Source organism: Amycolatopsis pigmentata, from assembly GCF_042684065.1.
Taxonomy (GTDB): Bacteria; Actinomycetota; Actinomycetes; order Mycobacteriales; family Pseudonocardiaceae; genus Amycolatopsis_E; species Amycolatopsis_E pigmentata.
In genome coordinates, this window is sequence record NZ_JBHUKR010000021.1 from 602,693 (window position 1) to 619,568 (window position 16,876).

Genomic DNA, 16,876 nt, shown 5'->3' on the forward strand with positions numbered 1-16,876 from the left:
GTGGCCTCCGAAAGTTCTTCCCAGCGCAAGGTCGGTCTGCTGCCACTCCTGGTGGTAGCCGTGCTCCTTGCCGCCGTAGTGGCGGTCGCGCTGCTGGCGCTTTCCGGCGGCGCCACCTACTTGATCGCCGGGCTGCCGGATCCCGGGCTGGTCACCCATTACGGCATCGGTGTGGTGCGGGTACTCGCCGACGCCGCGTCGGTCGTGTGCGTCGGTTCGTTGCTGCTTGCCGCGTTCCTGGTGCCACCGCAGCGCTCGGGGGTGCTGGCCCGCGACGGCTACGCGGCCCTGCGTACCGCCGGGATCGCGGCGTGGGCCTGGTTCGCGACCTCGGTCGGGGAGGTCCTGTTCAGCGCCGCCGACGGAGCGGGCAAACCCGTCGGCGAGCTGTTCTCACCCCAGACGCTGATCGCTCTCGTCGACGCCATCGAGCAGCCCAAGGCCTGGCTCATCACCGCGGCGATCGCGCTGCTCCTCGCGTTGGGTTGCCGGGTGGTGCTGACCTGGGGCTGGACGGCGGTGTTGTTCTTCGTCTCCGTCGTCGGGCTGGCTCCGGTCGCGCTCACCGGCCATTCGGCCAGCGGCGGATCACACGACCTGGCCACCAACAGCCTGCTCTACCACCTCGTCGCCGTGGCCCTGTGGGTCGGTGGCCTGTTCGCCCTGCTCGCCCACGGACGCCGGAGGGGCGAGCACCTCGCGCTCGCCGCCACCCGGTTTTCCAAGCTGGCGCTGGTCTGCTGGACGGTCATGGCGGTCTCCGGCGTCGTCAACGCGTTCGTCCGGGTCCCGCTGGACGAGTTGCTGACCACTGGTTACGGCCTGCTCGTGCTGGCCAAGATCGCTGCGCTCCTGGTGCTCGGTGTGTTCGGTCACCAGCAACGCACCCGTGGTGTGCGGGCGCTGACCGACGGTCAGGGCGGCGGGCAGTTGCTGCGGCTGGGCGCGGTCGAGTTGCTGATCATGTTCGTCACCATCGGCATCGCCACGGCGCTCGCCCGCACCCCGCCGCCGCCGGGTGCGCTCACCCAGCCCTCCAACGCCGAGTTGCTCATCGGCTATGACCTGCCGGGGGCGCCCACCACGTTGCGCCTGCTTTTCGACGGCCGGTTCGATCTGGTCTACGGCACGCTCGCGATCGTGCTGGCCGTGCTCTACGCGGTCGGTGTACGCCGGCTGCGGCGCCGTGGCGACAGCTGGCCCGCGGGCCGCACGGTCGCGTGGCTGGCGGGATGTTTCGTCCTGTTGCTGGCCACTTCGTCCGGCATCGGGCGGTACGCGCCCGCCATGTTCAGCGTGCACATGGCAACCCACATGCTGCTGTCCATGGTCGCCCCGGTGCTGTTCGTGCTGGGCGCCCCGGTCACCCTCGGGCTGCGCGCGCTGCCGGTGGCGGGCAGGGGCGCACCGCCGGGCCCCCGGGAATGGCTCCTCGCGTTGGTGCGCTCGCCAGTGGCGAAGGTGCTCACCCATCCGGTCGTGGCGCTCCTGCTGTTCGTCGGCTCCTTCTACGCGCTCTACTTCTCCGGGCTGTTCGACACCGCGTTGAACTACCACTGGGCCCATCTGCTGATGAACGCGCATTTCCTGCTCGCGGGGTACGTGTTCTACTGGCCGGTGATCGGGATCGATCCGGCGCCACGGAGGCTTCCGCATCTCGGCCGGCTGGGGTTGCTCTTCGCGGCGATGCCCTTCCACGCGTTCTTCGGTGTCATCCTGATGTCGAAGCAGACGGTCATCGGTGAGACCTTCTACCAGTCACTGCGGTTCCCGTGGCTGGCCGACCTGCTCGGCGACCAGCGTCTCGGCGGAGGAATCGCGTGGGCCTCGGGTGAGATCCCCGTGCTGCTCGTGCTGATCGCGCTGCTGGTGCAGTGGGCGCGCGCCGACGACCGCGAGGCCCGGCGCAACGACCGCCGCGAGGAAGCCAGCGGTGACGCCGAACTCGCCGCCTACAACGCCATGCTCCGGCAACTCGCCGAAGGTCCGCGATCCACGACGGGGACCGCGGACACCGCACAGCAGTGAAGCCGCGCTCACGGGCGGACCGGGTTCAGCTCACGATTCCGGTCAGGTGCGGGTGGATGAGCTCCTGCAGTGCCGGTGACGGCTCGACCCCGAGTTCTTCGACCAGTTGAGCGCGGTAGTGCCGGAAATGCCGGATCGCCTCGGCGGTGTTGCCCTCGCTGAGGTACGCGCGTACCGCGACCGCGTGCGCACTGTCCCGGAAGGGCTCGAGCGTGGTCGCCGTGAGGGCGGCGCGCAGCGCGTCGCTGGGCCGTTGATGGTCGAGCAACTGTTCCGCGAGGGCCTCCAGGGCCCGCACGTGCTGCAGCCGGACCCGCTCGCGTTCCATCAGTACCCAGTCGTCGTACCAACCGGGCAACAGCTCGCCGGGTGAGGCGAGGACGTCGAGGACCGCCTGCGGGTCCAGAGGAGGAGGCTTCGGGCCGTTCCCGTCGAGGAAATATTGCGCTATCTCGGCGAGTTGCTGGATGTCCACCACGACGTCGGCGTGCAGGTCCACGTCATGCCGGGTGGGGGCGAGTACTTCGGGCGCACGGGATCGCACCCGCCAGAGGGTGGTCCGCAGACTGGCCAGCGCGTGCTCCTGCGACTGCTCCGGCCACAGCATGCTGGCCACGTAGCCGCGGGGATGGCGTTGATGGAGTGCGAGGAACGCGAGCAGGCGCTGGCCGCTCGGCGCCAGCCGCACCGGAGATCCACCACGCCGCAACGAAAAACCCCCGAGGAGGGTGAGCTGGAATCCTTCGCTCACCGTTTCCGCCCTCGGCCATCCGCTCCGTTGACTCGGAATCCGTGTCATTGTCTCCCTTTCATGACGTGTTCAGGCCGCCGCGCACGGAGCCGGGGGCGAAAGGAACATGCGAAGCCGACCGTGAACGCCGGCCCGGCGTGTCTGGCGGCGGGCGGCGGCGCACGCCGTCACCCGTGGCACCGCCGGTCAAGACAGGAACTCCAGGCGCATAGACCCTCGCACCGCCGTTCGAGCACTGTTACATGCCGGGGCCGACTGTCGAGGTCCAGGACGCTGTTAGCCGCCGAATTCCTTGCCACATCCAGGGAAAGCGTCTCGGCGAAGTGATAACCTTCGCTCACGCTACCTCCCCGTCGGGCCCGCTTCAAACGGTTGGGACCACCGGTCCGCCGCCCGGCCGCGACTTCATCCTTTTGGTCGGACCGGATTCCCTTTCGGGCGGCCCTCGTCCGATCATTGGGTGGCGCATTCCTGCAGCCAGGTCTCGACGAGGTGACGTACCTCGTCGATGGACGAGACCAGACTGCTGTTTCGTGGTTTGCGGGCGACGTCGGCGGTTCTGCTGACTCTCGCCCGGAAGCCACCCGGCCCCTGGTACTCACGCCAGAACCGGATGACCAGAACGCCATTCGAGCTCGCCTCCGGAATGTGGGCTCCGTCCGCCCCGAGGTCCTTCGGCTGATGTGTGTTCGGTTCGATCCGCGACATCGGTCCACCTCTCGCCGGGCGAATACCCACGCTCTCAAAAATCCGCGGGCCGCGGGATTCACTAGATGGAGCCAGGATAGGCAGGCATCGTCTCCGTTTCGGGGGAATCGTGACGACTTGGTGACGCCCGAAGCACTTAACTCTGACCGTGCGGTACTCGCCGTGCGAACCAATGATTGGAGAAAGGAGAACCACATGCGCGTGCAGTCGTCCGATCTTTCCGCGCAGGAGGTGGATCTGCTGCCCGAGCGTGAGGCGTTGCAAACGTCGCCGTACAACTCGGTTTTCCAGGCGATCCAGTCCGCCCTGATCCTTCCCGAGCAGGTGTCCGGCAGTGTCCAGCACGGTGGTCTGCTCCACGGCGGCCCGAAGCCGTTGCCCGGAATCTGATGCGCCGCACGATGTCTCGATCCGCTCGACCGGGGATACCCCGTTCGTGATGGAGCGGTGACCTCGGGAGTGCCTACTGATGTTGTGCACGGCGCCGCCGCGCACAACAAAGGAAGAAGCTCCCGAGAGGAGAACGGACAATGATCGAAGTGTCGACGCAGGAATTGTCCCTGCAGGACGCCGACCTGTTGCCGACCCGTGAGGCGCTGTCGTTCATTCACGCCACCAACGTGGCTGTCGCGGTCGGCCGCCATGCCGTGGCGAATGCTCACCAGACCATCGTCGTGATCCTTGGCGGCCACGAGCGCTAAATCACCAACTGATCGTGGGCCGCCGGCTCGCTTTTCATTCCAGTCGGCGACGCCGGCGGCCCGCGATCTCAAATTAACCCAAGGAGATTACCTGTGAAGGAAAACCGTCTATCGCTGGCCCTGCTCGATCGCGAAGAGGCAGAACTGCTGCCGACCCGCGAGGCTCTTGACGGTCTCACCATCAACAACATTATCGGCATCAACATCGCCATTGCGGTCGGCGGAATCGCCGGCAAGGTGGAGGCGGCCGCCGGCCAACTGTTCGGCGGCGACGACTGACACTGGTAGCGTTCACTTCGCCCCGCCCAGGTTCCGCAGGACCCGGGCGGGGCGAAGTGCGTGCGGGGGAACGGTGTCTCGCCGTGCCATCATGCCGGTATTCGCCACGAATTGTGGGCACCGGCCGGGCGTGTGCTGAAAGCGTGCGCAGAACCGCGAAAATATCGCGTGACGCATTGGTGACGGCTCCTGTGCGTTAATTGTGCCGGTACACGGCCGCTATGCCGGGTACGAGGAAATCGATTATCCGCCGAAAGGAATAGAAAATGATCGAACTTTCGATGCTGGAGCTGCAGGACGCGGAACTGCTGCCCGCTCGTGAGGCCCTGCAGGGAGCCGGCAGCGTCAATCTCTCGATCGTCGCCTTCAACACCGCACTGGCCCTGCCGGAGGAGGACGGCAACGCGATCGCGAACGCGCACCAGACCATCGTCGCGATCCAGAGTGCCGGCGGCGGCGACGAGGACTGATCCAGCGGGCGGGTGGGCGGTCGGTTCCTCGCCGACCAGGAAACCGGCTGCCCATCCCGCCCACCCTGACGATGCCTGGGTGTCGTCACAGCAGCGCCGAGCCCGGTGGCCAGGGGAATCTCCGGCCGCCGGGCCTCTCGGTCGTTCCGGAACGGATTCGGCCACCGGCCCGCAGCCGGTGGCCTTGACGCCCGCAGAAGGGCAGACGCGCGGCGATCGTGGCCGTGTGAGGAGGAAGCTCGATGACCCGACAGACGCCGCCGGACGCGACGGGCCAAGCGGCCGTGCCGTACCCGCCGGACCCGCCTACCGGCCCGATCCCGGTAGTGGACCCGCCCACTGAGCCGATCTACTCCGCGACGCGAACGCTCATGCCGCGCCGCACGAAGGGCGTGTCGCTGCTCGGGGAGTACGAGGGCGGCGGCTACGACGAACCCCGGTACCTGGTCGACCGCGGCGACGGGCAGATGGTGCTGGTCTCCAGGATGCTCAATGCCGTTCTCGGCGCGGTGAGCGGCGATCGCACCCTGGAGCAGGTGGCCGACCGCGCGAGCCGGGATTTCGGCAAGGTGCTCACGCCCGAGGCGGTGCGATATCTGATCGAGCGCAAACTCGAGCCCCGCGGCCTGGTTACCCTGGGCACACCGCCCGAAGCCGCGCCGCGCGCCAATCCGCTGCTCGGACTGTCGCTGCGCCGGGTACTGCTGCCGGTCAAGGTGGTCCGCCGGCTCGCCGCGATCCTGCACCCGTTGTTCCTTCCACCGGTCGTGGCTGTCGTCCTCGTGGCCTTGCTCGCACTGGACATCTGGCTGCTGGCCACCGGCCATACCGATACCTCGATCCGGGCGTCGGTCGGCTCTCCCGGCCTGATGCTCACCGCGTTCGCGGTGCTGCTGGCGAGCGCCCTTTTCCATGAATGCGGTCATGCCGCGGGGTGCCATTACGGCGGCGCGCGGCCCGGGGCGATCGGAGTCGCCATCCTGATCGTCGTTCCGGCCTTCTACACCAATGTCAACGACGCCTACCGGCTCGACCGGCGTGGCCGGCTCCGCACCGACCTCGGCGGTATCTACTTCAACTCGGTCTTCGCGCTGGTCCTCGGCGCGATCTACCTGACGACGGGTTTCGCCCCCATCCCGGCGATCATCGTGCTGATCCACCTGACGATGCTGCAGCAGTTGGTCCCGCTGGTCCGGCTGGACGGGTACTACATCCTCGGGGACCTGGTGGGCGTGCCCAACCTGTTCGAGCAGATTCCGCGTGTCCTCCGGCATGTGGTCCTGCGGCGTGAGGCCTCACCGGCGATCACCGGCCTCCGGCCGCGCGTGCGGTTGATCATCACCGCCTGGGTCGCCGTGGTCGTGCCCGCCCTGGTCGCGGCGCTGGTGAACCTGCTGATCTACGTGCCCGGCTATCTGCGTGCGGCGACGATCAACATCGCGCTGTACTGGCGGTCCTGTCTCATCGCGTTCGATCGCGGGGATGTCGGGGTCATCGCGCTTTCCCTGCTCTCCATAGTCATCCTCGTCGTGCCCTGGGTGGGTCTGACCTCCTTGCTGCTCCGCACCGTGGGCAAGGTGCTGGCCGTGGTAGCCCGGCGGAGGGAACGCGCCAGGAAGAGGTACTACGACCAGGTACCGGGCGGGGAAGCGGCGGGATACGAGCAGGTTGGTGCGGCCGACGCTCCGGGCGACAACCGCTGAATCGTTCTGATCGACGGCCCGTGCGAGAGCGCCATATAGCAGTGGCCCCCGACAGTTCCGGGGTTCTTGCCGGCTTCGGAGCCAAGTTGTCCACACCCTCCTTGTTGTCCACAAGCGCCCCGGCATCCACTTTCCCGCTCCGGAGCACCGGAGCAGGCTGGTGTCCGGACGGGATCGAAACCAGCAGAGGGAAGGGTGCAAGGCGATGACGATAGGGGAAACACAGGTCACCGTGCTGGGCACGGTGATCACCGACGTGACACTGAAGCGCGTGGGCGACAACGACCACGACCTCGCCACGTTCCTGGTGCGCGCCGCCGAGCGGAAGTACGACCGGGAGAAGGCGTCCTGGTACGACCACCGGCATTTCTCCATACGGGTGAAATGCTGGCGCAAGCTGGCGGCGATGACGCATGCCGTGCTGCGCCGCGGTGATCCGGTGATCGTGTCGGGCCGCTTGTTCGTCAGCGACTACGAGACCGAGGACGGACAGCCCCGCTCGATGCCGGAGATAGAGGCTTGGGCGGTCGGACCGAACCTGATGCTGTGCAAGGCCACCGTGGACCGAACGCGGCGCTACGAGCCAGGTGGGACCGCCGGGCAGGGGCCGTGGCAGGCTCCGGCCTCCGCCGAACGGACGGCACGGGCCGAGGAGGACGAGCCCATGCCGATCGGTTGAGGGCCGCGAAGGGCGACGCGGGTGCCGGCCGCGCCTCCGCTGGTCACGGCAGGGTACTGACCGGTCACGCCCTTCCCTCACCCGGCGCTGGTGCCTTCCGTCGCGCGCGGAAACCGCCCGGCACAGTGACCGCCGTCCGGGCGAACTGAGGGCGGCTCTACGATCGACTCTATGGCCGAGTTCATCTACACCATGAAAAAGGTGCGCAAGACCGTCGGGGACAAGGTCATTCTCGACGACGTCAGCACCGCGTTCTACCCGGGTGCCAAGATCGGCGTCGTGGGTCCGAACGGGGCCGGCAAGTCCACCGTGCTCAAGATCATGGCAGGGCTCGACCAGCCGAGCAATGGTGACGCGTTCCTTCAGCCGGGTGCCTCGGTGGGCATCCTCCAGCAGGAGCCGCCGCTCAACGAGGACAAGACCGTGCGCGGCAACGTGGAGGAGGGCCTCGGCGACATCAAGGTGAAGCTCGACCGCTTCAACGAGATCGCCGAGGAGATGGCCACCGACTACAGCGACGCGCTGATGGAGGAGATGGGACGGCTCCAAGAGGAGCTCGACCATGCCGACGCCTGGGAGCTGGACTCGCAGCTGGAGCAGGCGATGGACGCCCTGCGCTGCCCGCCGCCCGACGAGCCGGTCACGCATCTCTCGGGTGGCGAGCGGCGGCGGGTCGCGCTGTGCAAGCTGCTGTTGTCCAAGCCGGACCTGCTGCTGCTGGACGAGCCCACCAACCACCTGGACGCGGAGAGCGTGTTGTGGCTGGAGCAGTTCCTGGCGAGCTATCCGGGCGCTGTCCTCGCCGTGACCCACGACCGGTACTTCCTGGACAACGTGGCCCAGTGGATCATGGAGCTGGACCGTGGCCGGGTGGTCGGCTACGAAGGCAACTACTCGACGTATCTGGAAAAGAAGCGGGAACGGCTCGAGGTCCAGGGCAAGAAGGACGCGAAGCTGGCCAAGCGCCTCAAGACCGAACTCGACTGGGTGCGCTCGGGAGCCAAGGCGCGCCAGACCAAGTCCCGCGCTCGCCTGGAGCGCTACGAAGAAATGGCGACCGAAGCCGAGAAGACCCGCAAGCTCGACTTCGAGGAGATCCAGATCCCGCCGGGGCCCCGGCTGGGCAACGTGGTGGTGGAGGTCGAACACCTGCGCAAGGGCTTCGACGACCGCCTGCTGATCGACGACCTGTCGTTCACCCTGCCGCGTAACGGCATCGTGGGTGTGATCGGGCCGAACGGGGTGGGTAAGACGACCCTGTTCAAGACCATCGTCGGCCTGGAGCGGCCCGACTCGGGCGAGGTCAAGGTCGGCGAGACGGTGAAGCTGTCCTATGTGGACCAGAACCGTGCGGGCATCGAACCGGACCGGACGGTGTGGGAGGTGGTGTCGGACAAGCTCGACTACATCCACGTCGGGCAGACCGAAATGCCGTCGCGCGCCTACGTCAGCGCGTTCGGCTTCAAGGGGCCGGACCAGCAGAAGCCGGCCGGGGTACTCTCCGGTGGCGAGCGCAACCGGCTGAATCTGGCGCTGACCCTGAAGCAGGGCGGCAACCTGATCCTGCTGGACGAGCCGACGAACGACCTGGACGTGGAAACGCTGGGATCGCTGGAGAACGCACTGGAGCAGTTCCCGGGCTGCGCGGTGGTCATCTCCCACGACCGGTGGTTCCTGGACCGCGTGGCCACTCACATCCTGGCGTGGGAGGGCACGGACGAGAACCCGGCGCAGTGGTTCTGGTTCGAGGGCAACTTCGAGGGCTACGAGAAGAACAAGATCGACCGACTGGGACCGGAGGCGGCGCGGCCACACCGGGTGACTCACCGCAAGTTGACCCGCGACTGAGCGCGCGCCATGGAGCCGCGCCAGTCGCCTGAGCCAGCCTGAACCGGAGTCCGGAGTGGTAGCCACCAAGCACAGCCGACCGCACCCGCTCGTCCCGCGCCGGGGTCCCTGGGCGGGACGAGCCTCCGGTGCCGACGCGCCGCACGAGGTCGGGCACCTGCTCGAGCAGGTGGCCATCCTGGGTACGCGGGCGCCCGAACTGGTTCTGGTCCTGGGTGAGCGAGCCGCGGCGCTCGCGGAGACGGCCGGGTCGGGTGAGCTTTGGGTGCGGGCGGAGAGCCTGGTGGTTTCCGCCCGGGTCCGGCTGGGATTGCGCGCGGCCACGGTCGGGCGCGCGGTGGCCGCTCTCCGGGCCGCGGAGGACCTCGGAGACATGGTCCTCGCGGCCGGCCTCCGGACCGACCTGGCGGTGTGTGCCCGGAGCGTGGGCATGCCGTTGACCGGGATCGCCGCGCTGCGGCCCGTCCTGGATTTGGCCGGCTTCTCCGGAGCCTCGAAGGCCACCGCGTTGTGTCATCTCGTCGGCTGTCTGTCCCAGTTCGGCCGCAAGGCCGAACTCGACCGGACCTTGACGGAGGCGGACCGGCTGTGCGGCGCGGACGAGGGCCTGGACGGTGACGGCCGGCTCCTGGCGCGTGCGCTGCTGCGGGTCGGGGTGTCGTCCCACCGGCGCCGGCACGGGGACATCCTCGGCGCGGCCGATGCCGCGCGTACCGGGCTCGGTTTCCTGGAACAACTGGAAGATCCGAGCGGCGACGGGGGAGTGGTACGCGTCCGGCTGATGCTTCAGCTGGTGTGCTCACTACTCGACCGGGGCGACACCCGGAACGCGCTGGAGATCGCGCAGCCGGTGCTGGACGAGCCGACGCGCGTGGCCGCGGTGGCACCCATGGGCTGGCTCCGGCTCGCCGTGGCGTCCCGGATCCTCCTCCCGACGGGAGCCGCCGAGGCCGCCGCGGAGGTGCTTCGGGACGGCGTGCACAGCACCGAGCGGCACGGCTTGCACGCCCTGAGCGCTCAGCTCTGGGCGGAGCTGGCCTATGTGGAGGATCGGCTCGGCAGGCCGTCCGAGGCGATCGAATGCCTGCATCGTGGTCGTGCCGCGGAGCATGTGCACGCCCGGGCACGCCGGCAGGCGATCAGTCTCCTGGCCGGAGAGTTCGGCAACGGGACCCAGGCGGAGGTGAACCTGGACGACGTCCTCGGTGCGGCGCCAGGGACGCTCAGCGGCACGCGCGGCGCCTCGTACGACAGCGAAGCGACGGGCCGGCCGCTCGTGATCGAGCAGCCTGCCGGTACTACCGGGGCCGACGCGAGTCCGGCACGGACCGCTTCGGCGGGTTCCGAAGCGGCCGCGATCAGGTCCGTCTCGACGCGGTCCACCGGTGACGAGCGCTCGTCCGCTCCGGCGGCCACCGCGGCGTCCACGGGCGGGCCGGTGGTGGTTCGCGGGGAACGGCCCGGGGGACCGGTGGTGTTCATCCGGCCCGCGTCGGCCTCGCCCGCGGATGTTCCCGAGTCCGGGACGTCCGCCGCGGAGGCCGCACCGCGCCGGGCTTCCACCACTGGCGAGGAATCGACGTTGACTTCCGCCCAGGTGAGTGAGTTCCGCGCCGCCTGGCAGGCACTGGCGGCCCGGGAGGCGCGGGGAACCAAAGAGGGGGGCGCCACCCGGAAATGGGGCATGGTCGGGGGACCGCGCCCGACCGGAGAACAGAGCACCAGGAAACCTGGCGAGACCGGCAGGTCGCGCGCCGAGCGGCGGGCCCTGGAAAGCTCCACACCCAAGACCCGCCACGACGTGGACCACGGTTCGGTCACGGCCCGCTCGGTGCTCGACCGGATGGGAATCAGTGCCGGGGCGGGTGGTGGCCGCCGTCGCGCCGAGCCCGAGAATGCGCGCGAACACGGGAAGCCGGACGCCGGCCGGACCGAGCGGGAGGATTCCCGGCACTCCGAGCCCGGAGGAACACACCGGAGCGGATCGGACGACGGAGCGCTGCCGCGCATCTCTTTCACGCCGCCAGGTGAACCCGTGCCCGCGGAGCAGGAGCGCCCCCTCGCGCAAGAACGGGCTCGTGACGAGGCGAAGGAAGCAGCCGGGTTTTCCTCCGCGGTGTTGGATTCCCCGGTCCAGGAAGAGTCTCCGGCGGACGAGGCCGGCGAGACACCACACGTCGTCCTGCACGAAGAGTGGTTGCCCCGGCTGAAGCTGCCGCCGTCGCTGGCGCCGTTCGACGACTTTTCCCTCGACGACGACCCACCAAGCCTGAAGCCGGAAACCGGGGTCGGTCATGCGTCCGGTGCCAAGGACGAGGACCTCCCATCGTCCGAACCGGAAGGACCGCCCGACGACGACCTGCCTCCTGACGCGGGGCTGGCCGATCTGCTCGCACGGGCACTCGCCGAGCACCGGGCCGGGACCGCGAGCGCCGCGGCTCTGGTGAAACGACTCGGCAGCGGTGGCGAGTCCGGTGAGAGCCGCACGGTCAATGGTCATGGCCGACACAACGGACATGGCCACAATGGTGACTCCAGGCCGCATTCCTGAGTCGGTGCGCCTTCGGCGGGACCGTCCCCGGCGCCTGGCGCGGCGGGAGGCGAGTACGCTCGCGTGCCCCGCTCGCGGTGAGGTGGTGAACCACCTTTCCCTTTCGTGCGGCCAAGTATTTGGCGAAGTGTCAAGGCCGTAGGGTGGGACTGTTCGGCTTAGTCGTCTGTAGTGGAGTTGCCTGAAATGACGTCCTCGACCAGAGTCTCTTCGCTCACCGCCGCGTCGGAGACGCGGCAGCGACCGGTGAATCCGGAAGAGCGCCGGGACGAGTTGATCGAGGCCGCCGCCGAGCAGGCTCCCGACATCGCCGAGCTACTCAGGTTGTACTACCGGCACATCCCGGCCGAAGAGGTGGTCGGCGACGACCCGGTGGATCTCGTCGGCGCGGTCCGCTCGCACCTGGAGTTCGCCGGGGTCCGGATGCCGGGCAGGCCGGCCGTCCGATTGGTCAACCCGACCATCACCGAGGACGGCTGGACGCGGGACGCGACGGTCGTCCAGATCGTCACCGACGACATGCCGTACCTGGTCGACTCGATCACCGCCAAGCTCGCCAGGGACGGGGTCCAGGTACAGCGCCTGGTGCACCCGATCGTCGTGGTGAGCCGGGACATCACGGGCAACCTGCTGGAGATCCACCCGGGGGCGGACGCGTCGAACCCGCCGGAGGGTGCCGCGGTCGAGTCGTGGATGTATGTCGAGGTCGATCTGATCACCGACCCGCACCGGGCGCGCGACCTGGACACCTCCCTGACCTCGGTGCTCGCGGACGTCCGCGAGGTCGTCGAGGACACCGAGAAGATGGTGCAGGCGGCGCTCGACGTGGCGAGTGAACTGGACTCGACCCCGCCGCGACTTCCCGCCGGTGACGTCACCGAGGCCGCCGAGTTGTTGCGATGGCTCGCCCGCGGCCACTTCACCTTTCTGGGGTACCGCCGCTGCGAACTCGTCGAAGACACCGAGCCCGGCACGATGGAGCCGGCCTGGCGTGCCATTCTCGCCTCGGGGCTCGGCGTGCTGCGCGAGGACAATCTCGCCGCGCGCAGCCTGACCGTGGGTCCGGACGCGAGCGCCGTGGCGCGGGAGCGCGTCCTGCTGATCCTCACCCAGGCGAGCGCGCCGTCCACCGTGTACCGGCCGGTCTACCCGTACTACGTCGGCGTGCGGACCTTCGACAAGAACGGCAACGTCAGCGGCGAGCACCGCTTCCTCGGCATGTTCACCACGAGCGCGTTGCACGAGGACGCGTTGGACATCCCGGTGGTGCGGAGGAAGGTCCACGAGGTCATCCACCGGGCGGGCTTCCCGATGGAGTCGTTTTCCGGGCAGCGCATGCTCGAAGTGCTGCAGAACTGGCCGCGCGCGGATCTCTTTTCCGCGGACGAGGATTCGCTCTACAGCACGGCGATCGGTGCGATCACGCTGTCCGACCGTCGGCGGCTGCGGTTGTTCCTGCGCCGGGATTCCTACGCCCGGTTCTATTCGTGCCTGGTCTTCCTGCCTCGCGACCGTTACACGACCCGGTCCCGGCTCGCCATGCAGGAGGTGCTGCTCACCGAACTGGAGGGAACGCACCTCGAGTACGACACCCGGGTCGGCGAAACCGCCTTGGCGCAGCTGCATTTCATCGTGCACACCGATCCGTCGAGCTCGATCACGCCGGACACCCTGCGGATCCAGGAACGGCTCAACGCGGCGGTACGCGGCTGGGACGACCTGATGACCGAAGCGATCCTCGCCGAGCGCCGGGAGCGCGCGGGTGGTGCGAGCCGCATGCCGGGACCACTGGGCCAGGAGTCGGCGACCGAACTGGGCCAGCGCTATGCGGGCGTGTTTCCGGAGGCCTACAAGGAGGATTTCAGCGCCGTCGAAGCGCTGGCCGACCTGCGCAGGCTGGAATCGCTGTCGGGCGAGCGGGATCTGGCGATGTCGTTCTACGTGCCGGCCGAGGCCGAGCCGGGGGAGCGGCGGTTCAAGCTCTATCTGCTGGGCGGGGGCGTCACGCTCTCCGAGGTCCTGCCGATGCTGCAGCGGATGGGTGTCGAGGTCGTCGACGAACGGCCGTACGAACTGCGGCGCGAGGACGGCACCAGGTCGTGGATCTACGACTTCGGCCTGCGTATCGGGCAGCGGGAGCTCGGCTCGCTGGCCGACGAGGACGAGGAGGACCTGCGCGTCCGGTTCCAGGACGCGTTCGCCGCGGTGTGGCGGGGTGACGCCGAGGTCGACGACTTCAACGCGCTGGTGTTGCGTGCCGGACTGAACTGGCGGCAGGCGGCGGTGTTGCGGGCGTACGCGCGGTATCTCCGCCAGGCGCGGACACCCTATTCGCAGGAGTACATCCAGCAGGCGGTACTCGCGCACACCGACATCGCGACCCAGTTGGTGCGCCTGTTCGAGCACCGGTTCGATCCGCACGCGGGACAGAACCGGGACGAGCAGACCGAGGCGATGGTCGCCGAGATCTCCACCATGATCGACGCGGTGACCAGCCTGGACTCCGACCGCATTCTGCGGCGGCTGTTGGAGGTCATCGGCGCCACCTTGCGCACCAACTACCGGGTCACCGACGCGGACGGGAATCCGCGTCCCTACCTCGCGGTCAAACTGGACCCGCAACGCGTGCCGGATCTTCCGGAACCCAGGCCGCGGTTCGAGGTCTTCGTCTACTCACCCCGGGTCGAGGGCGTGCACCTGCGGTTCGGCGCAGTCGCGCGGGGCGGGCTGCGGTGGTCGGACCGGCGGGAGGACTTCCGCACCGAAATCCTGGGACTGGTCAAGGCGCAGGCGGTGAAGAACGCGGTGATCGTGCCGGTCGGCGCCAAGGGCGGTTTCGTCGTGCAGCGACCGCCTGCCCCGACCGGTGACCCGGGTGTGGACCGCGACGCGTTCCAGAACGAGGGCATCGCCTGCTACCGCATGTTCATTTCGGGACTGCTGGATCTCACCGACAACCTTGTCGAGGGCAGGACGGTTCCGGCCAAGGATGTCGTCCGCTACGACGGCGACGACAGTTACCTGGTGGTGGCCGCCGACAAGGGCACGGCGACCTTCTCCGACATCGCCAACGAGGTCTCCGCGGACTACGGTTTCTGGCTGGGTGACGCGTTCGCTTCGGGTGGTTCGGTCGGGTACGACCACAAGGCGATGGGCATCACCGCCCGGGGCGCGTGGGAAAGCGTGAAGCGGCACTTCCTCGAACTCGGTGTGGACACCCAGTCGCAGGACTTCACCGTGGTCGGTATCGGCGACATGGCCGGCGATGTCTTCGGCAACGGAATGCTGCTGTCCGAACACATCCGCCTGGTGGCCGCCTTCAACCACCTGCACATCTTCCTCGACCCCGAGCCCGACGCGAAGTCGTCGTTCGCCGAGCGGCAGCGGCTGTTCGAGCTGCCGCGTTCGTCGTGGGACGACTACGACCGCTCGCTGATCAGCGACGGCGGCGGGATCTACCCGCGCACCGCGAAGACGATCGCGATCACGCCCCAGGTGCGGCGTGCGCTGGGCCTGGCGGAGCACATCACCAAACTGGCGCCGTCCGAGCTGATCCGGGCGATCCTGCTGGCGCCGGTGGATCTGCTGTGGAACGGCGGAATCGGCACCTATGTCAAGTCGCACCAGGAAAGCCACGCCGACGCCGGCGACAAGGCCAACGACGCGGTGCGGGTCAACGGCAGCGATCTCCGGGTGAAGGTGGTCGGCGAGGGCGGCAACCTGGGTCTGACCCAGCTCGGCCGGATCGAGTTCGCCCGGGCCGGGGGCAAGATCAACACCGACGCGCTGGACAACTCGGCCGGCGTGGACTGCTCCGACCACGAGGTCAACATCAAGATCCTGCTGGACCACCTGGTCAGCGTCGGCAGGCTGGAGCACACCCAGCGCAACGAGCTGCTGCACGAGATGACCGACGAGGTCGGGGATCTCGTGCTCGCGGACAACTACCGGCAGAACGCCGTGCTCGGGGTCAGCCGGGCCCATGCGGCAGCGATGCTGTCGGTCCACGACCGCCTGGTGGACGCGCTGGAGGCCGACGGGGCGATCGACCGCGACCTCGAGGCGTTGCCGGGCAAGGAGGGTTTCCGGGAGCTGGAGAAAACGGGCGGGAGCCTCACCTCGCCCGAACTCGCGACGCTGCTCGCGCACGTCAAGCTCGACCTCAAGGACGAGTTGCTGGCCAGTGAACTCCCCGACACCGAAGTGTTCGCGCAGCGGCTGCCGGAGTACTTCCCCAAGCCCTTGCGAGAGCGCTTTCCCGACAGCATCGGTGAGCACCCGCTGCGCCGGCAGATCGTCGCGACGTTGCTGGTCAACGAGGTCGTGGACGGGGCGGGGATCTCCTACGCCTTCCGTTTGGCCGAGGAGATGAACGCGACGGCGACCGACGCGGTGCGTGCCTACACCGTGGTCACCCGCGTGTTCGGCCTCGATGCGCTGTGGGAGGCGATCGACGCGCTGCGCGGTAGCGTCCCGGCCGAGGTCGCCGACGGGATGGTGCTCGAGTCGCGCCGCCTGCTCGACCGTGCGGCCCGCTGGTTCCTGGCCAACCGGCCGCAGCCGCTCGCGGTGGGGGCCGAAATCGCCCGGTTCGCCCGCAATGTCGCCGACCTCGCGCCGCGCGTGGCGGGGTGGCTCGGCGGACGCGGGGCCGAGGACGTGCGGACCCAAACGGAAGATCTGGTCTCCCAAGGCGTTCCGCGCGATCTGGCGAGCCGGATCGCGATTCTGCTCGACGCCTACGGCCTGCTGGACGTCACCGAGGTGGCCGAGTTGGCCGAGCGCGAGGTCGGAGTGGACACCGAACGCAGCCCGCACGAGACGGCCGAGCTCTACTACGCGTTGGCGACCCATCTCGACGCCGACCGGCTGCTCACTTCCATCAGCGCCCTGGAGCGGGGCAACCGCTGGCACGCGCTCGCGCGGCTTTCGCTGCGGGACGACGTGTACGCCTCGCTCCGCGCGATCACGCTGAACGCCTTGCGGCACACCGATTCCGGGGTCTCGCTGGAAGAGAAGATCGCGCAGTGGGAGAAGACGAACGCTTCGCGGCTGTCCCGCGCGCGGGTCGCGCTGGATGAGATCGCCAGGTCGGGCAGGCTCGACCTGGCGACGCTGTCGGTCGCGGCACGGCAGTTGCGGAGCACCGTGCAGTGAC

General features: G+C 68.6%; 12 protein-coding genes. 10 read left to right on the top strand and 2 right to left on the bottom strand.

Annotation, left to right across the window (positions count from 1 at the left end; genetic code table 11):
• The gene (locus ACFSXZ_RS34100) at nucleotides 1-2,028 is read left to right on the top strand and encodes a cytochrome c oxidase assembly protein (protein ID WP_378269903.1); all 2,028 of its coding nucleotides are present in this window, start codon (nucleotides 1-3) and stop codon (nucleotides 2,026-2,028) included.
• Nucleotides 2,029-2,053: 25 nt separating this feature from the next.
• Here ACFSXZ_RS34100 and ACFSXZ_RS34105 read toward each other — a convergent pair whose 3' ends face one another.
• Nucleotides 2,054-2,779, bottom strand: coding sequence for an AfsR/SARP family transcriptional regulator (locus ACFSXZ_RS34105; protein ID WP_378269905.1), 726 nt, complete (start codon nucleotides 2,777-2,779; stop codon nucleotides 2,054-2,056).
• 453 nt (nucleotides 2,780-3,232) lie between these two features.
• On the bottom strand, nucleotides 3,233-3,487 hold the full coding sequence (locus ACFSXZ_RS34110; protein ID WP_378269906.1) for a hypothetical protein: 255 nt from the start codon (nucleotides 3,485-3,487) through the stop codon (nucleotides 3,233-3,235).
• Between the two features lie 195 nt (nucleotides 3,488-3,682).
• On the opposite strand from ACFSXZ_RS34110, the gene ACFSXZ_RS34115 reads away from it, so the two are divergent.
• From ACFSXZ_RS34115 to ACFSXZ_RS34155, 9 genes are all read left to right on the top strand, one after another.
• On the top strand, nucleotides 3,683-3,877 hold the full coding sequence (locus ACFSXZ_RS34115) for a hypothetical protein (RefSeq protein ID WP_378269908.1): 195 nt from the start codon (nucleotides 3,683-3,685) through the stop codon (nucleotides 3,875-3,877).
• Nucleotides 3,878-4,017: 140 nt separating this feature from the next.
• Nucleotides 4,018-4,188, top strand: a complete 171-nt coding sequence (locus ACFSXZ_RS34120) for a hypothetical protein (RefSeq protein ID WP_378269909.1) — start codon at nucleotides 4,018-4,020, stop codon at nucleotides 4,186-4,188.
• A 93-nt stretch (nucleotides 4,189-4,281) separates the two neighbouring features.
• Nucleotides 4,282-4,467: a hypothetical protein gene (locus ACFSXZ_RS34125; RefSeq protein ID WP_378269910.1), complete on the top strand. Its 186-nt coding sequence runs from the start codon at nucleotides 4,282-4,284 to the stop codon at nucleotides 4,465-4,467.
• A 266-nt stretch (nucleotides 4,468-4,733) separates the two neighbouring features.
• Entirely contained in the window at nucleotides 4,734-4,937 is a 204-nt protein-coding gene (locus ACFSXZ_RS34130; RefSeq protein WP_378269911.1) for a hypothetical protein, read from the top strand.
• 242 nt (nucleotides 4,938-5,179) lie between these two features.
• Nucleotides 5,180-6,640, top strand: a complete 1,461-nt coding sequence (locus tag ACFSXZ_RS34135; RefSeq protein WP_378269912.1) for a hypothetical protein — start codon at nucleotides 5,180-5,182, stop codon at nucleotides 6,638-6,640.
• A 205-nt stretch (nucleotides 6,641-6,845) separates the two neighbouring features.
• On the top strand, nucleotides 6,846-7,319 hold the full coding sequence (locus ACFSXZ_RS34140) for a single-stranded DNA-binding protein (protein ID WP_378269914.1): 474 nt from the start codon (nucleotides 6,846-6,848) through the stop codon (nucleotides 7,317-7,319).
• Between the two features lie 171 nt (nucleotides 7,320-7,490).
• Entirely contained in the window at nucleotides 7,491-9,167 is a 1,677-nt protein-coding gene (gene ettA, locus ACFSXZ_RS34145; RefSeq protein ID WP_378269915.1) for an energy-dependent translational throttle protein EttA, read from the top strand.
• 55 nt (nucleotides 9,168-9,222) lie between these two features.
• Complete coding sequence (locus ACFSXZ_RS34150; protein WP_378269916.1) at nucleotides 9,223-11,718, top strand: hypothetical protein; 2,496 nt, start codon at nucleotides 9,223-9,225, stop codon at nucleotides 11,716-11,718.
• Nucleotides 11,719-11,904: 186 nt separating this feature from the next.
• Nucleotides 11,905-16,875, top strand: a complete 4,971-nt coding sequence (locus ACFSXZ_RS34155; RefSeq protein ID WP_378269917.1) for an NAD-glutamate dehydrogenase — start codon at nucleotides 11,905-11,907, stop codon at nucleotides 16,873-16,875.
• The last annotated feature ends 1 nt before the right edge of the window (nucleotide 16,876 follow it).